The sequence below is a fragment of the Erwinia papayae genome (genome assembly GCF_058241465.1).
The window spans coordinates 836,061-852,563 of the sequence record NZ_JBZCHT010000013.1 but is presented as its reverse complement, the minus strand read 5'-3'; the positions used below and the strand labels follow the sequence as shown (position 1 = coordinate 852,563).

The window sequence follows — 16,503 nt, the reverse complement described above, 5'->3', positions numbered from 1 at the left end:
TGGTGCTCAGGGCTGGAACTGAAATAAAAAACGGGCGGATAATCATCCGCCCGTCAGGTAAGCCTCAGCTGTGTGTCTTACTGTAACAGCGAAATATCGGCCACCTGCAGGAACAGCTCACGCAGTTTTGCCAACAGCGTCAGGCGATTGATACGCACTTCGCGGTCTTCCGCATTGACCATTACCTTCTCGAAGAAATTATCCACCGCCGTGCGCAGCTGTGCCAGCTCAATCAGGGCATCCTGATAGCGACCTTCAGCGAAGAAAGGGGCCAGCTTGCTGCTGAGAGCAGACACATAGGTAGCCAGCTGGATCTCTTCATTCTCTTTCAGCAGGGAAGCCTGCACGCTGTCATTCAGCGGCTCGCTGGATTTAGCCAGAATGTTGGAGACGCGTTTATTGGCTGCGGCCAGAGCGGCGGACGCCTCCAGCGTACGGAAGTGGGAAACCGCCTTCATCCGGGCATTGAAATCCGCCGGACGGGTAGGGCGGCGGGCCAGCACGGCCTGAAGTGTATCCACGCTGTGGCCCTCTTCCTGATACCAGCTGCGGAAACGGCCCAGCATAAAATCGATAACCTCATCGACCACTTTAGCGTTGCTCAGCTTGCTGCCATACAGGCGTACGGCTTCTTCTGTCAGGGTTTGCAAATCCAGCGGCAGGTTTTTTTCGACGATAATGCGCAGCACGCCCAGCGCCGCACGGCGCAGTGCAAAAGGATCTTTGTCGCCTTTCGGGTGCTGACCAATACCGAAAATTCCGGCCAGGGTATCCATCTTGTCGGCAATCGCCAGTGCACAGGCGACCGGATTAGAGGGCAAATCGTCACCGGCAAAACGCGGCTGATACTGCTCGTTGAGCGCCACTGCAACATCTTCGGCTTCACCGTCGTGGCGCGCATAGTGCATGCCCATCACGCCCTGCGTGTCGGTAAATTCGAACACCATGTTGGTCATCAGGTCGCACTTGGACAGCAGACCTGCACGAGTTGCGTGGTTGACGTCGGCGCCCGTCTGAGCGGCAATCCAGCCAGCCAGCGCCTGGATACGGTCGGTCTTATCACGCAGTGTCCCCAGCTCTTTCTGGAACAGCACGGTTTCCAGACGAGGCAGATTATCTTCCAGACGCTTTTTACGGTCGGTGTTAAAAAAGAACTCGGCATCAGCCAGACGTGGACGTACCACCTTCTCGTTACCGGCGATAATCTGCTGCGGATCTTTTGACACGATATTGCTGACGAAAATGAAGTTTGGCAGGAGTTTCCCCGCTGCGTCATACACCGGGAAGTATTTCTGGTCACCCTTCATGGTGTACACCAGCGCTTCTGCGGGCACGGCAAGGAACTTCTCTTCAAAAGTTGCCGTCAGCACCACCGGCCATTCCACCAGCGAGGTAACCTCTTCCAGCAGGCTGTCGCTGAGATCGGCAACGCCGCCAATCTGCCGCGCGGCGGCTTCGGCATCGGCTTTGATTTGTGCTTTACGGACTTCGTAATCCGCCTGAACCTTACCGCGCTCCAGCAGGATCTGCGGATACTGGTCGGCATTATCAATGGTGAACTCCGGCTCCCCCATAAAGCGGTGACCGCGCAGGGTACGGGCTGATTCAATGCCCAGAATGGTAGCGGCAATGCTCTCGTCACCCAGCAGCAGCGTGACGGTGTGTACCGGACGCACAAACTGCACGTCGGAATCGCCCCAGCGCATCAGTTTGGGGATTGGCAGTTTTGCCAGCGAGTTGCTGACCATATCCGGTAACAGCGACTGCGCACTTTCGCCTTTAACGTGGGCACGGTAGAGCAGCCATTCGCCTTTGTCGTTGCGCAGACGTTCGGCCTGATCGACGGTAATGCCGCAGCCGCGCGCCCAGCCTTCTGCGGCTTTGGTGGCAGCACCACTGGCATCAAACGCGGCGGCTATCGCCGGGCCACGTTTTTCCACTTCACGATCGGGTTGCGCGGCGCTTAAATTTGCCACCTTCAGCGCCAGACGGCGCGGCGCGGCGAACCAGCTCACTTCACCGTGGCTGAAGTTTGCGGCATCCAGTTCAGCCGTAAAGTTAGCGGCAAAAGATTCAGCAAGGGTACGCAGTGCCTTGGGTGGCAGCTCTTCGGTGCCGATTTCCACCAGAAAAGTTTTATCAGTCATGGCTGCCTCTTATTTTTTGTTATTGCACATCGGGAAGCCCAGCGCCTCACGGGACGCATAGTAAGCTTCAGCCACGGCTTTAGTCAGGGTGCGAATACGCAGGATATAACGCTGCCGCTCGGTTACAGAGATCGCTTTACGGGCATCCAGCAGGTTAAAGGTATGGCCTGCTTTCAGGATGCGCTCATAGGCTGGCAGCGGCAGGGGTTTGTCCAGCGCCAGCAGGCTCTGGGCCTCTTTCTCGTACTGCTCAAAGCAGGTAAACAGGAAATCGACATCGGCATATTCAAAGTTGTAAGTCGACTGTTCAACTTCGTTCTGGTGGAACACGTCGCCATAGGTAGTTTTGCCTAACGGACCGTCACTCCAGACCAGATCATAAACGCTGTCCACGCCCTGGATGTACATCGCCAGACGCTCCAGACCATAAGTGATTTCACCAGTAACCGGCTTGCACTCCAGCCCGCCAACCTGCTGGAAGTAGGTAAACTGGGTGACTTCCATACCGTTCAGCCACACTTCCCAGCCCAGTCCCCATGCGCCCAGCGTCGGGTTCTCCCAGTTATCTTCCACAAAGCGAATATCGTGAATGGTGGGATCCATGCCCAGTTCTTTCAGTGAGCCGAGGTACAGCTCCTGGATATTGTCCGGTGAGGGTTTGATGATCACCTGGAACTGGTAGTAGTGCTGAAGGCGGTTGGGGTTTTCGCCATAGCGGCCATCTGTCGGACGGCGTGACGGTTGTACGTAGGCGGCCGCGATTGGCTCTGGCCCCAGCGCACGCAGGCAGGTCATCGGGTGAGAGGTTCCTGCACCCACTTCCATGTCCAGCGGCTGTACGATAGTGCAGCCCTGACGTGCCCAGTAATCCTGTAGGGTCAGGATCAGTCCCTGAAATGTCTTGGTATCAAACTTTTGCATGTTGAATTCGCACGCGATGCGGTTTTAAAAGTGGGCGTCAGTATACCCTTTGACCGTCGGATAGTCAGCCCGCTGTCAACGCTAAGTTGGGATGCTTCAGCCAACGTTTTATGATTTTCGGAAGCTGGCGTTGTTGAATGTATTGCGAAAAGCTACGCTCATAGCGACGGAATGACGGGGCAGGAACGGTAATGAAGGAAAAGATTGTCTGGGTGGATAATTTGCGTGCGGTGGCCTGCCTGATGGTGATTATGATCCACACCACCACCTGGTATGTCACGCGGGGTACTGCGGTTGGCGAGCATAGCTGGGATCTGTCAAATCTGCTGAATTCCGCTTCGCGCGTTTGTGTGCCGATATTTTTCATGATTTCCGGTTATCTGTTTTTTGGTGAGCGTAGCGCCGGGCGACGCCATTTTCTGCGTATTTTTCTGTGCCTGCTGTTTTACAGTGCCGTGGCGCTGGCTTATATCAACTGGCTGACGCCCATCAATGCCGGACTCTCTCTGCGCTATCTGCTGCAAAAGCCGGTTTTCTATCATCTGTGGTTTTTCTTCGCCATCATCACCGTTTATCTGCTTTCCCCACTGATTCAGGTGAAACCGGTCCGGGCAGGTTATCTGGCGGTGGTGACACTGCTGCTGGCGGTGCTGGCTAACCCGAATACCGTCACGCAATCAGTGGGACGGTTCCACTGGCTGCCGCTGAATCTCTGGCTGAGCGGCGACAGTTTTTATTATGTTCTTTACGCACTATTTGGCCGCGCCATTGGCATCATGGATACCAACAGACGCGGTGTGAGCTGGCTGGCGGGTATCGTCTTTATCATCTGCGTGCTCGGGATTGCGGTGGGAACAAAAAAGCAGATGGCCATAAATGGCGCTTTTGCCGACACCTGGTATGTCTATTGTGGGCCATCGGTGTTTGTTGCCGCCGTCAGCCTGCTGATTTTATTTAAAAATACCCTAAATCAACGCCCTTTGCCGATTTTAGCGACAGTTTCCCGCTATTCCCTGCCGATTTATGGTTTCCATGCGCTGTTTATCCATTTTATGCGCACCCACCACCTGGATAATACCGACCGCCCGTGGCTGGATATCCCGCTGGTGTTTACCCTCACTTTATTGGGTAGTCTGCTGCTGGCGATAGGGCTGCGGCGGCTGGATACCCGCCATTATGTCAGCTGAACTCTGTTAAAAGTTGGCAACAGAGCAGGGGGTATTAACCGTGCGACAGCACCATAACGCTCTTTTTTGCACCCGGGTGCAATATATTGCGAATTTGTGATCTATTCGTAAAATTTAAAGCTTGCCCTCTTTACATTTATTCTGGCTTGCTCAACATTTGGGCTGAACAAATCACCCGGCGGGATTTTTTATTCCTCATTTGCACCCGGGTGCAAGCAGGTCGGAGTAATAACGGCGGCCTCATATGAATAGTCAGGAGAAGACATGCTGAACGGTGAAAAAGTAATCTCTCGCCCTTTACGCTGGGGTATGATTGGGGGCGGAAGGTTGAGCCAGGTGGGTTATAAACATCGCAGCGGTGCGCTGCGTGATAATACCGCCTATCAGCTGGTCGCCTCAGCATTCGATGTGGATGCTGAACGCGGGCGGAGTTTTGGCGTCAATCTGGGGCTTGATGCAGGTCGTTGTTATGACAATTATCAGCAACTGCTTGAATATGAAGCGAACCGCGAAGATGGCGTGGAGGTTGTTTCAATAGCCACGCCTAACGGTACGCACTATGAAATCACCCGAGCTGCGCTGAACGCAGGGGTCCATGTCATTTGTGAAAAACCCCTTTTCTTCACCTCTGCACAAGCGCGTGAAATCAAAGCGCTGGCAGAGCAAAAAGGCCTTATTGTTGGCGTGACTTACGGCTTTTCTGGTCATCCTCTGCTGATGCAAATGCGGGCGATGATCGCTGAAGGTGAACTGGGCACCATTCGCATGGTGGACATGCAATATACCCACGGTTTTAGCGCCAACGAATCCGCTGACACCTTTAGTGACGCACAGAAATGGCGTGTGGATCCGAAAATTGCCGGGCCGAGCTTTGTTCTGGGAGATATTTCAACCCACACCTTTTACATTTCTCAGTTGCTGCTTCCGCAACAGAAAATAGCCTCTTTGCTCTGCGACCGTCAGAGTTTTATCCCCTCGCGCGCACCGCTTGAAGACAATGCGATGGTGCTTATCCGCTACGAAAGCGGGGCGGTTGGCCGCATGTGGGCATCTTCGATTAATGCCGGTTCAATGGACAGTCAGAGCATTCGTGTGATTGGCTCAAAGGCAAGCCTGGAATGGACTGACTCCACTCCCGGTGAGCTGAAGTACGAAGTACAGGGACAGCCAAATCAGACCCTACACCATGGCATGCCGTATCTGCATGAAAGCGCGTTGGCCGACGAGCGTCTGGGCGCGCTTCACACCGAAGGTCTTGCTGAGTCATGGGCAAATATTTACCTGAAATTCGCCATAGCGATCGGTGCCAGACAGCGCGGCGATGAGGAGACGCTGAGCAATTTGATTTATCCGGATATTGACGCGGGTATTGAAGGTGTTCGCTGGATTGAAAACTGTGTTCGCTCGGCTGACAACGGTTCCTCCTGGGTTAACTACCAATAAGGTCTGAATAATGAAACTTTCCTTCTGTACCGATAGCCTGGGCCATCTGCCCTTTGAAGAGATGCTCGACAAACTGGTTTCAATGAATGTTTATGGGGTGGAAATGACCACCGGCGGCTGGTCATCAGCGCCACACCTGCGAACGGACGAGCTGCTTGCCGATGCAGGCAAGCGCAAAAAGGTGCTGGATGCGCTGGAGCGGCGCGGGATGTCCATCGCTGCGCTGAATGTTTCAGGCAACCCACTTTCGCCAGGAGAGTTGGGCAAAATCCACCGTGCTGATACCGAAAAAACGCTGGAGTTAGCGGGACTGCTTGGCGTTAAAAAAATTGTCATGATGAGCGGTCTTCCGGCTGCGGCTCCGGGCGATACCGTACCGAACTGGATAACCTATACCGTAAGCTGGCCCCCGACGCTGAAAGATGCACTGGATTACCAGTGGAATGAAGTTGCCATCCCTTACTGGCAAGGGCTGGTGAAACAGGCGAAAGAGTGTGGTGTGGAAAAATTTGCCCTGGAAAACTTCAGTTCAATGCTGGTATGGAATCCCGAAACCCTGTTTCGCCTGCGTGATGCGGTGGGCCCGATGGTGGGATTAAATCTTGATCCAAGCCACCTTATCTGGATGGGGGGCGATCCGATTGCCGCAGCGCGGGCGTTGGGGTCGGCGATTCACCACTGCCACGGCAAGGACGTGCGTCTGGAGCGCGGCATCGTTGATATAAATGGCCTGCTGGAAACTAAACCCGTTGAGGATGTGGCCAGTCGCGCATGGAACTATGTCGCAGTGGGCTGCGGGCAGGATCTTCAGTGGTGGAAAGAGTTCTTCTCTGTTGTTCGTATGATGGGCTACAACGACTGGGTATCCCTCGAAATGGAAGATTTAACCATGTCCGTTGATGCTGGTATCACCAGCTCCGTCAGAGCACTGCAACAAACTATCAGTCAGTAAAACATGCCTTAGTGAGGGCCCGGCGGCATCAGGGGCTCTCCCCGCCTTTCTTTGTTTCATCAATATGAAATAAATACATTGTTTTCAGGACAAAACTGGAGCCTGCAATGGAACAATATATATCAAAAAACCCTGCTTCCGGGCCGAACAGTAAGAGCACCACACGTCCGATCGTTAAAGTGATTACCCTTATTGCTACGCTGGGTGGCTTGCTGTTTGGTTATGACACCGGGGTTATTTCTGGCGTGCTGTTATTTATGGGGCCGGAGTTAGGTTTGACACCTTTTACAACGGGACTGGTAACCAGTTCCCTGCTGATTGGGGCAGCATCCGGTGCGATTCTGGCAGGCGGTATGTCCGACAGGATTGGGCGACGACGAATGATTCTGCTGCTGGCGGTTCTGTTCGCCATCGGCACCATTGGCAGCTCACTGGCTCCGACTCTTGAAATGATGCTGATTTTCAGGGTGGTGCTTGGCCTTGCCGTTGGGGGCGCGGGCACCACCGTTCCGCTTTATCTGTCAGAAATGGCACCAGCTAACCGGCGCGGACAGCTGGTTAACATTAGCGAGCTGATGATTGTTACGGGTCAGATGCTGGCCTACATTTCTAACTTTACTCTCAACGAGATTTGGGGCGGTGAAACGTCCTGGCGCTGGATGTTGGGTATTGCAACCCTCCCTGCTGTCTTGCTCTGGTTCGGCATGCTTTTTTTACCGGATACGCCGCGCTGGTATGCGTTCAGAGGTCGCTTTGCTGAGGCTCGCGCCGTGCTGAACCGTACCAGAGATGAAAAGGATGTTGACTGGGAGATGATGGAAATTGAGGAAACCCTTGCTGAAGACGCCATGAATAAAGGGTCACTCCGGGACCTGCGGATCCCATGGGTGCGTAAAGTGGTGCTGATTGGCTGCGGGCTGGCATTTTTCCAGGCGGCCACCGCCGTCAACAGCATTATGTATTACGCCCCGATCATCCTTCAGGATACAGGCCTCAGTACCAACGCGGCCTTGTTTGCCACTATCGCCAACGGCATTATTTCCGTCATCATGGTACTCATCGGGATCATCCTGCTGGGCTTTGTGGGCCGCCGCACGATGGCGGCGACAGGCCAGATTGGTTGTACCTGCTGTTTGTTTCTGCTGACCGGCATATCTTTCTTCATGCCAGCTCAGATTGCTGGTGAAGTCAATCTGCTGCGTAGTTATCTCATTCTTGCCAGTATGCTGCTGTTTCTGTGCTTTATTCAGGGGACATGGTCGCCAGTCATCTGGCTCATACTCTCGGAGATGTTCCCAACGCGCATCCGCGGCGTCTGCATGGGGATCGCCGTATGCACCTTATGGATAGCCAATGTCTTTATTTCTATGTCTTTTCCCTTATTGCTGGCGTCGGTTGGCCTGTCAGGTGCCTTTCTTACCTACGCAATCATCGGCATTTTTGGCTGCTTTTTCGTCCTGCGTTTTTTACCGGAAACCAAAGGGCGAAGCCTGGAGCAAATCGAGCACTATCTTAAGGAGAGATACAGCGCACAAACGTTGACTCAGCCGCAGAGACTTAACCGCGAACTGAATAAAGACAACATCTGAATAGTCCCTGTGATGATGAATGAGCAGACAAAAACGCCAGACCGTTTGCGGAACTGTCTGGCACGTCGCCAGCGCGGCAGACTTCTAAGAAAATGGGTTGTCACTACCCTTTCCGGGGCTGCGACAGAGGGAGGGTAAATTATCGGTTGCCTGAATGCAGACAACTCATCATGGTTTGAATATTTTCTGTTCAGACTTTCAGGTGAGAATGCCTGATACACAACTCCCCCCGTTGCCAGCTATTGTCACTACTTGCCCGTCCCTCTATCAGGCGGTTGAGTGCTTCATGCACCAGCTTGTCAATACGCTGATTGTAAGAGGTAAGTTGCCAGTCTGGCGCGCTGGCTTCTTCAATATCGTCAAAACCGGCAATGCCAGGATGCCATTCCGGTGCCAGTTTCTGTCGGGCAGCCATCGCTCCCAGAGCAAGCACGTCATTTTCACACAGAAGCGCATCAATTCGCGCCTCAGCGGGCGTTAATTCCAGGTAATCCTGCAACGTTTTCCAGCCCATTTCCCGGTTATAGCTGCCTGCGTCGAGCATCACATCAATTTTTAATCCCGCTTTCGCAAGCCCTGCTGCATACCCCTCTTTACGAAAGGTGTGCGACAAGGGCGTGGCAGGACCAGCCATGTAGCCGAAACGACGAAATCCCTGTGCTATCAGTAATTCAGCCATTTGTTCGCCAGCGCTCATTCCGTCGCTGGCTATGACGTCTATCCCATTTGATGAGGTATGCCTGCACAGCTGCACCAGCGGCACACGATATATATCCTCAGCCAGCCTGATGAGTTCCTGTGAAAGGATTGTCGCAAGAAATAAGATACCGTCGACCTGCAACTGATCCGCCTGAGTCATCACCGACTGGTGGTGGGCGTTGGCAGAAATATTGAGTATCAATGCCATATACCCTCTGCTCTGCAATTGTCGTGTTGCTTCATCAATCAGCATCAGCGTGTGGGGATTCTTCATTTCATCAATGACGACGCCAATAATGTTGGTCTTCTTTTTTGCAAGGCTTCGCGCCAGAAGATTGGGGCGGTAACCCAGTTCACGTGCGACAGCCATAACACGTTCTCTGGCGCTGGCGGAAACCGATGCTTCTGGCATAAAGGCGCGCGATACCGTCCATTTTGAAACACCAGCAAGCTTTGCAACATCACTGGCGGTAACCTTGTTTTTGTTTGCTGTCATCTGTCTTTCCACATCAGCTGATTCCAGAAGTTGCACAAGATATTAAGCCGAAATCCCCCCTGACGCTAAGCCACTCAGCACAGGGAGCCTGAAGCGATATCCCAGGGTCTTAACCGGGCACTGTTCCTTGCTTGCAACCGGGTGCCATTATAGCAGCGGAGCACCTGAAGGCGTTTCCGCACAGGGCCTGCGCGCTAGCGCTCGCCTCAGTTGACGGGCAGAGGAAAACCCTGCTGATAATGCGGCTTTCTCGACGCCTTCGCCCTGCTGTAATCGCTGCTGTGCGATCGCCAGCCGGAGCTGTTGATGATATTCCCGTACGCTGATGCCCAGATGTAACCGGAACAGACGCGCCAGATGCCTGGCGCTGACGTGCACCCGTACGGCCAGCTCCTCCAGCGGCCAGCCCTGCTCCGGCTGCTCAATCAGCAGATCCTGCGCGCGGTGGATAGCAGGGTGCAGGTGATCGCGGTAGCGCAACCACGGTGACAGCTGCGGATCTTCGCCTGAGCGTCGGAACCAGACAACCATCTCCCTTGCCACCCTGAGCGCCATCTGAGCGCCACACAGGCGGTTGATCAGATGCAGCGACAGGTCGATACCGGTGGTGATCCCGGCGCTGGTCCATATCCCGCGATCTTCAACAAATATCCGGTTTTCCTGCACTATCGCCGCAGGTTCTGCGGCTTTCAGCCGGGCAATCACTTCGTGATGAGTGGTGCACTGTATGCCGTGCAATAAGCCGCTACGGGCCGCCAGCACCGAACCGGAGCAGATGCACAACAGGGTGATTCGCCTGGCGTGAATAGCAGGTTGCATCCGCATCAGCCAGTGACGGATTAACACCGCCTGCGGGGTGTCGAACCCGCTGCCGGAATCAGATACGCCGGGGATCACCAACAGGCTGCCGTCAGGTAACGTCTCCGGCAGGGGTTCAATGTCGGTGATGACCATATCGGTCGAGGTCATCACCTTCTCATCCGGGCCGATATAGCGCAGTGAAAAAGCGTCGTCCGCCAGCTTCAGCGTCTCTGCCGGTCCGGTAAGATCCAGCGTCATCACGCCCGGCATCATGACAAACCATACGGGAAGGGTCATATCAGGCCAGCTCCTTTAAACAGTCGTTAACGTTGCGAATGTCGGCAAAGCGGTCAATCAGCACGCTTTCAGTACGATGACGCAAATCGCTGATGCTCAGCGTCAACTGATTATGCGTTATTGGAAACGTCAGCGTAGCTTCGGTTACAAAGGTCACCCGGTAGCCGAGATCGGAGGCGACGCGGGCTGTTGTTTCACAGCACTGTTCAGTTCGCAGGCCACTGATAATCAGATGCGTTACCTGCTGCTCGCGCAACCACGGCTCCAGGCCTGATTCCGTCAGCGCATTATGCACACGCTTATATACCGTTTTCACCGGCTGGTGGCTGAGAAAGGGAAGTCGCTGCACCAGACCCGATGCCAGCGAAAATGCCCCCTGATCTTCCACATGGAACACATCCACCACCGGGATACCCCGCAGCAGACAGCCATCAATCAGTGCGCGGAGACGCTGTTCAAAAGCGGGCATTTCATGGGTTTGCTGATAACCACGATGGTAGAACGACTGCTGAGCGTCAATCACCAAAAGTACCGTTGCTGACATTTTCGGACTCCATAAAAGGGGGAAGAGGCCATGATGTCAGCGAAATGTCAGGCCGGTAAGGTCAAAATGGGACATCATTATGTCACTGAAGGACCACTACAGATTGGTATGACGTTGCAGGTAAACAGTTTGCTGACAATGACGAAAGCGCGTTCTGTTCTGTTAAGGCAGGTGCCCTGCTGTGGGTATTTATGCAGAATGTTCGTATTCCCCTTTTTTATTTTCTTTAGCTAGTCGTTATATGATATTAAATAAGAAGAAAACGTGCTGAAATTGCGTAAGGCGATAATATTAATTGCTGGTTAAATTATCTTAAAAAAAGGTTTATTTCATTTTTGAAAAATTAAAAATAATGGAAACAGCAAGGGAATAGTTAAAGAGTTATTAAAAATAGTAAAAGGAGTTTTAATTTATGCAAACACATGGCTTTTTATCACAACTAAATAAGATACAAAGAGCAGGCACAACGACGCTACTGGCAATCGTAATGAGCGGCTGTGCGACAAAGCCGGCCACCATCGAGGCGCGCGACGGTTATAACGTCAACCATGCTGTTAAGGCAGTTGCTCAGGACGAAAGGGTGCGTTTTCTGGTATTACACTACACGGCACTGGATGATGAGAAATCATTAAAAGCGCTGACGCAGGGTAACGTCAGCGCCCATTATCTGATTTTACAGCAGCCTGAGTTTAAAAATAATCAACCTGTAGTACTACAACTGGTGGATGAAAATAAACGCGCCTGGCACGCCGGTGTCAGCAACTGGAATGGCAGAAATAACCTGAATGACAGCTCTGTCGGTATCGAAATCGTTAATCCGGGATTTACGGATGATCTGGATGGTCAGCGCCGCTGGTATCCTTTTAACCCACAACAGATCGCTGCCGTTGCCGCTCTGGCGAAAGATATTATTCATCGCTACCAGATAACGCCCAATAATGTGCTCGGCCACAGCGACATTGCGCCGCTAAGAAAACAGGACCCCGGAAAACTGTTTCCCTGGGAGCAGCTGGCCGCGATGGGAATCGGTGCCTGGCCCGACAAGGCTATCGTCAATGGTTACCTGGCAGGTCGTGCGCCCGGTCAACCTGTAGAGGTTAAACAACTTCAGGCCTTACTCAAACAGTATGGCTATGACCAGATTCCGCAACATGGCATCCTTGATGACGCGACACGTAAACATTTTACTGCTTTCCAGATGCACTTCAGGCCAACGGATATCAGCGGCAATGCAGATGCGGAAACGGAAGCTATTATTCGTGCTTTAATCCAGAAATATCGTCAGGCCTGAGACGGGCAAAAAGGAGAGGGATGTTAACCGCAGCGAAAATAGTGCGCCAGATGGTGCTGACGACTGGTTTACTGGCGCTGATTGGCTGTGCACCCAGGCCAGCGCCGGTTAAGCCCGCTCAGCCAGTTCAACAGACGCCCGCTGCGCAACAGGCTGCGCCGGAAGTGGCAAAACCGATGCGTGGAGTCTGGTTTGCCACTGTTTCGGGCCTCGACTGGCCGCCAGCGGCATCGCTGAATGCAGCAACAGATAATGCCAGAATAGCGATGCAGAAGCAGGCGCTAACCGATGCGCTGGATGAGATGGTCAAAGTGGGTATCAATACCGTGTTTTTCCAGGTCAAGCCCGATGGCACGGCGCTGTGGCATTCAGCTATTCTGCCCTGGTCGGACGTGCTCACCGGCGTTATCGGCAAGGATCCTGGTTATGACCCGCTGGCACTGATGTTGAGCGAAGCGCATAAAAGAGGCATTAAAGTCCATGCCTGGCTTAATCCATACCGTGTTTCACTCAACGATCGGCCTGCGACTGCTGCTCTGCTCAGACGTACACTCAACACCACGCCCGCCCACGTTTACGCGCTCCACCCTGAATGGATACGCACTGCCAGTGACCGCTTTGTGCTGGATCCCGGTCTGCCAGAGGTTCGTGACTGGATAACCAACGTCGTAACGGAGGTGGTAAAAAGCTATCCGGTAGATGGCATTCAGTTTGACGACTATTTCTACTACGAAACGGCCCGTTCACCCTTGCAGGACCAGGCTACCTGGCATCAGTACGGCACAGGTTTTGCGGATAAAGCCAGCTGGCGCAGAAATAATACCCTGTTGATGATAAAGCAGGTTTCTGCTGCGGTCAGGGCGCTGAAACCTAATGTCGAATTGGGGATCAGTCCGGCAGGGGTGTGGCGTAATAAAGGCAATGATCCGCTGGGTTCAGACACCCTTGGCGCGGCGGCTTATGATACGGCTTACGCTGATACCCGCCAGTGGGTAAAGCTGGGGCTGCTGGACTATATTGCACCGCAATTGTACTGGCCGGTGGGGCGTAAAGTTGCCCGTTATGATGTACTGACAAGGTGGTGGGCAGATGTGGTGAGGGATACCCACACCCGTTTATATATTGGTCTGGCGCTGTACAAAGTCGGGACATTTTCAGCCATCGAGCCAGACTGGCATATTGCAGGAGGCGTTCCCGAACTGAAAAGGCAGCTGGATCTGAATGACAGCCTGCCGGAAGTGTCCGGTGCCATCCTGTTCAGGCAGGCTTATCTGAGCCAGCCGCAGACCGAAAGGGCGGTCAGCTACCTGAAAAGCCGCTGGCATAGCTCAGAATGATATCGCGCCTCAGCTGGTAAGAAGAGGTCAGGTTTTTCACTCTGGCCACAAGTAACAGGGGCAGCTGGCGCAGCAATGGGCTGGCAACGGTTGCCTTCAGGTTTATTCTGCTTTTCTCAGCAACTTTTGCGTTTCTTCCGGGAATAAATTCTTTATCTTCTACGGCAAAATGTTCAGCGTGTTACTTTCGGTGTTTTTATCAGCCAAAAAAGTAAAAAGTTACCGGATTATTTTGTAGAATTTAGCGAATATGCCTGCGGGAAGGCATCGTGCAATTTGGAGAAACTATGAGCAAGTCGAAGTATGTTTTGATTACAGCCATGTTGTTAGGTGCTGTGCCTGTTATCGCCAGCGCTGAAGGTGAGCAGGCGCAACCGACCGCACCGCAACCGGCTGTGACGGCACCGGCAGCAGAGGCACCCGCGACGGACGATCAGAGTGCCGGTAATCCGGAGGCAACGAATCCGGATACGCCGACAGGTTCGTCAACCGGCGCACAGGCCCAGGCCATGCAAAATCCGGACAGCGATGCGCAGGAACGCCCCGATCCCGCCAACCCATATGAAATTAAGTCTTTCTTTGCTGACTTCCAGCGCTTCACCATTGGTAGCGTGGTACCCGATCGTTATCGTACTAAAAAGTACGAAATCACTGACTGGAAAACCCGTAACCTGCCGAAACCTGATGAAGGCACCAGCTGGACCTACATGGGCGGCAACTACGTGCTGTACAGCAAAGTTGATGGCAAGATCATCAAGGCTGAATCTGGCGACATTTTCTACAAACAATCCTGATAAAAATTGCGCCAGGCAGCCTGCTCTGGCGCAGATTTATCGTTTTACCTGCTTTATCATGACAGATTATGTCTCTTCCTTTAATTCGTCAGCGCATATTTCTGCTGCTGACGGGTAAACCAGTCGGCAGGAATAAGATAAGGTGCCTGGGTCAACTGACTAATGCCCTGCTCGATAATGGTGGAGGCCTGTTGCCACAAATCGCGGTCACCGTCAGTCAGCAGCGAAATCTGTACCCTTTTTTCCACCAGATAGACACGGGCGAATCCGGCATCAAACTGAATAATTGAACGGGTGTTATCAATAATATCCGCCAGTTTAATGGTCTGGGCATCAGCTGAAGCCCGCGCAGTATGGCGAAAGTGTTCAACTTTGCGGGCGGCGCGATTTTTAATGCCGGGCAGATGTCTGTCCGTCAGCATTTCCACCAGTTTTGCCACCTCATCGCCAAAGTGGCTGGCAATATCATTGAGGGTGCCCGGTGTATCTTCTACCGTATCGTGTAGCCAGGCCGCAGCCAGCATCGCCTCACTGTGAGACACACTTCTGACCAGCTCAACCACCGCAGCAGGATGCACAATATAAGGTTCGTTCGTGTACTTGCGACGCTGGCCCGCTTCAGCGTGTGCTTTGGTGGCATAACGCCGGGCACGATCTTCCAGTGAATGCATTCCTGTGACCCCCTAAAAAATTTCTTGCTATTATATAGCGAGCTATTTATATTTTTGCTCATGACTACAGATAAAGATGACAAAAAAGCTCAGGACGCGCCACTGTTGCTCGATCAACAGCTCTGTTTTGCGCTTTATTCTGCCAATCTGGCACTGCACAAGCTCTATCGTCAGCTGCTCAGCCAGCTGGATATCACCTATCCGCAATACCTGGTGATGCTGGTGTTATGGGAGCGTGATGATGTGACGGTTTCGCAGATTGGCGAACGTCTGTTTCTGGATTCAGCCACCCTGACGCCGCTGTTGAAAAGGCTGGAGACGGCGGGGTTGTTAAACCGTCAACGCTCACGCAAAGATGAACGTCAGGTGGTTGTCACGCTGACAGAGCAGGGCCGCCAGTTACGCAGTAAGGCGGTGGGTATACCGGATTCGGTGACCTGTGCCGCTGCCAGCGATGTGGCCACCCTGGAAGCGTTGAAGCAGGAACTGGAAACGCTGCGCGATAACCTTAACGGTTGAAACAGCAGCTTTCAGGCCTGCGATCTATACTTAAACTGAACCGATATAAATCGCACACGATTTAATCGTGTAAAATAAAGCAAACTGAAGGAGCCTCACCATGTCTTTAGAAAAAGTTGTTTATCAGGCAAAAGCAAAAGCGACCGGTGGCCGTGATGGTCGTGCGACCTCCTCTGACGGTGTTCTGGATGTGAAACTCGGCGTACCGAAAGAGATGGGTGGCGCGGGTGGTGATGTCACTAACCCGGAGCAGCTGTTTGCCGCCGGATACTCGGCCTGTTTCCTCGGTGCAATGAAATTCGTTGCCAACCGTGACAAAATCTCTATGCCTAAAGAGGCATTTATTGAAGGTGAAGTGGGAATTGGTCCATTGCCAACCGGGTTTGGTATTGAAGCGAAGCTGAATATTCATCTGGAAGGGATGGACGCCGCAGAAGCGAAGAAACTGGTTGATGCCGCGCATATCGTTTGCCCGTACTCTAATGCCACCCGTAACAACATTGATGTGACGCTGAATATCATCAATTGATAGTAAGCACTTACGAGGGCAGCGCCTGCTGCCCTGATATTTTCCCGGTGCAACTTGCAAAACAGCCTGCTTCTCTGTGGTTTATTACAGGATTAAGCGGATAAATCTTCGTTAGTATGCTTAACTACGCCGCCTGTTGAGAAAGGTTTCCTGCTGCTCTCAGAATTTTCCGGGATGTTCTCTGACGGCTAAAAATCCACCGTTGATCCGAACTCTGGCTCAGCAGGACGGTCTGATTAACGTTCAGATTTGTTCAGAAATTGTTTAAGAGCCTGTCCCATCAGAA

Annotated in this window: 15 protein-coding genes; 9 read left to right on the top strand and 6 right to left on the bottom strand. The window is 52.9% G+C overall.

Annotated elements, in window-relative coordinates; genetic code table 11:
- Positions 1-77 precede the first annotated feature (77 nt).
- Positions 78-2,147: a glycine--tRNA ligase subunit beta gene (gene glyS, locus AC3RPL_RS20000; RefSeq protein WP_490741303.1), complete on the bottom strand. Its 2,070-nt coding sequence runs from the start codon at positions 2,145-2,147 to the stop codon at positions 78-80.
- A 9-nt stretch (positions 2,148-2,156) separates the two neighbouring features.
- On the bottom strand, positions 2,157-3,068 hold the full coding sequence (glyQ, locus tag AC3RPL_RS19995; RefSeq protein ID WP_261641882.1) for a glycine--tRNA ligase subunit alpha: 912 nt from the start codon (positions 3,066-3,068) through the stop codon (positions 2,157-2,159).
- A gap of 191 nt (positions 3,069-3,259) precedes the next feature.
- Here glyQ and AC3RPL_RS19990 point away from each other — a divergent pair, with 191 nt between their 5' ends.
- The 4 genes from AC3RPL_RS19990 (at position 3,260) to AC3RPL_RS19975 (ending at position 8,239) form a co-directional block, all read left to right on the top strand.
- A complete protein-coding gene (locus AC3RPL_RS19990) occupies positions 3,260-4,255 on the top strand; it encodes an acyltransferase (protein ID WP_490741302.1) in 996 nt (331 codons plus the stop codon).
- A gap of 264 nt (positions 4,256-4,519) precedes the next feature.
- Entirely contained in the window at positions 4,520-5,698 is a 1,179-nt protein-coding gene (locus AC3RPL_RS19985) for a Gfo/Idh/MocA family protein (protein ID WP_490741301.1), read from the top strand.
- 10 nt (positions 5,699-5,708) lie between these two features.
- On the top strand, positions 5,709-6,650 hold the full coding sequence (locus AC3RPL_RS19980; protein ID WP_490741300.1) for a sugar phosphate isomerase/epimerase family protein: 942 nt from the start codon (positions 5,709-5,711) through the stop codon (positions 6,648-6,650).
- A 107-nt stretch (positions 6,651-6,757) separates the two neighbouring features.
- Positions 6,758-8,239, top strand: a complete 1,482-nt coding sequence (locus AC3RPL_RS19975) for a sugar porter family MFS transporter (protein ID WP_490741299.1) — start codon at positions 6,758-6,760, stop codon at positions 8,237-8,239.
- A 190-nt stretch (positions 8,240-8,429) separates the two neighbouring features.
- Here AC3RPL_RS19975 and AC3RPL_RS19970 read toward each other — a convergent pair whose 3' ends face one another.
- The 3 genes from AC3RPL_RS19970 to AC3RPL_RS19960 all read right to left on the bottom strand — a co-directional run bounded on the left by AC3RPL_RS19970 (position 8,430) and on the right by AC3RPL_RS19960 (position 11,076).
- Positions 8,430-9,434, bottom strand: coding sequence for a LacI family DNA-binding transcriptional regulator (locus AC3RPL_RS19970; RefSeq protein ID WP_490741298.1), 1,005 nt, complete (start codon positions 9,432-9,434; stop codon positions 8,430-8,432).
- Between the two features lie 147 nt (positions 9,435-9,581).
- Positions 9,582-10,532, bottom strand: a complete 951-nt coding sequence (locus tag AC3RPL_RS19965) for a GlxA family transcriptional regulator (RefSeq protein ID WP_490741297.1) — start codon at positions 10,530-10,532, stop codon at positions 9,582-9,584.
- 1 nt (position 10,533) lies between these two features.
- Positions 10,534-11,076, bottom strand: a complete 543-nt coding sequence (locus AC3RPL_RS19960) for a cysteine hydrolase family protein (protein ID WP_367167955.1) — start codon at positions 11,074-11,076, stop codon at positions 10,534-10,536.
- Between the two features lie 412 nt (positions 11,077-11,488).
- Here AC3RPL_RS19960 and AC3RPL_RS19955 point away from each other — a divergent pair, with 412 nt between their 5' ends.
- The 3 genes from AC3RPL_RS19955 (at position 11,489) to AC3RPL_RS19945 (ending at position 14,498) form a co-directional block, all read left to right on the top strand.
- Entirely contained in the window at positions 11,489-12,367 is an 879-nt protein-coding gene (locus AC3RPL_RS19955; protein WP_490741296.1) for an N-acetylmuramoyl-L-alanine amidase, read from the top strand.
- 20 nt (positions 12,368-12,387) lie between these two features.
- On the top strand, positions 12,388-13,704 hold the full coding sequence (locus AC3RPL_RS19950; RefSeq protein WP_490741295.1) for a glycoside hydrolase family 10-like protein: 1,317 nt from the start codon (positions 12,388-12,390) through the stop codon (positions 13,702-13,704).
- A 287-nt stretch (positions 13,705-13,991) separates the two neighbouring features.
- Positions 13,992-14,498 (top strand): RcnB family protein, encoded by a 507-nt coding sequence (locus tag AC3RPL_RS19945; protein ID WP_490741294.1) that lies wholly within the window; start codon positions 13,992-13,994, stop codon positions 14,496-14,498.
- A gap of 80 nt (positions 14,499-14,578) precedes the next feature.
- On the opposite strand, the gene AC3RPL_RS19940 is transcribed toward AC3RPL_RS19945, so the two are convergent.
- On the bottom strand, positions 14,579-15,169 hold the full coding sequence (locus AC3RPL_RS19940; protein ID WP_490741293.1) for an HD domain-containing protein: 591 nt from the start codon (positions 15,167-15,169) through the stop codon (positions 14,579-14,581).
- Positions 15,170-15,229: 60 nt separating this feature from the next.
- Here AC3RPL_RS19940 and AC3RPL_RS19935 point away from each other — a divergent pair, with 60 nt between their 5' ends.
- Positions 15,230-15,688, top strand: coding sequence for a MarR family winged helix-turn-helix transcriptional regulator (locus AC3RPL_RS19935; RefSeq protein ID WP_261641862.1), 459 nt, complete (start codon positions 15,230-15,232; stop codon positions 15,686-15,688).
- 100 nt (positions 15,689-15,788) lie between these two features.
- On the top strand, positions 15,789-16,217 hold the full coding sequence (locus tag AC3RPL_RS19930) for an organic hydroperoxide resistance protein (RefSeq protein WP_261641861.1): 429 nt from the start codon (positions 15,789-15,791) through the stop codon (positions 16,215-16,217).
- Positions 16,218-16,503 lie beyond the last annotated feature (286 nt).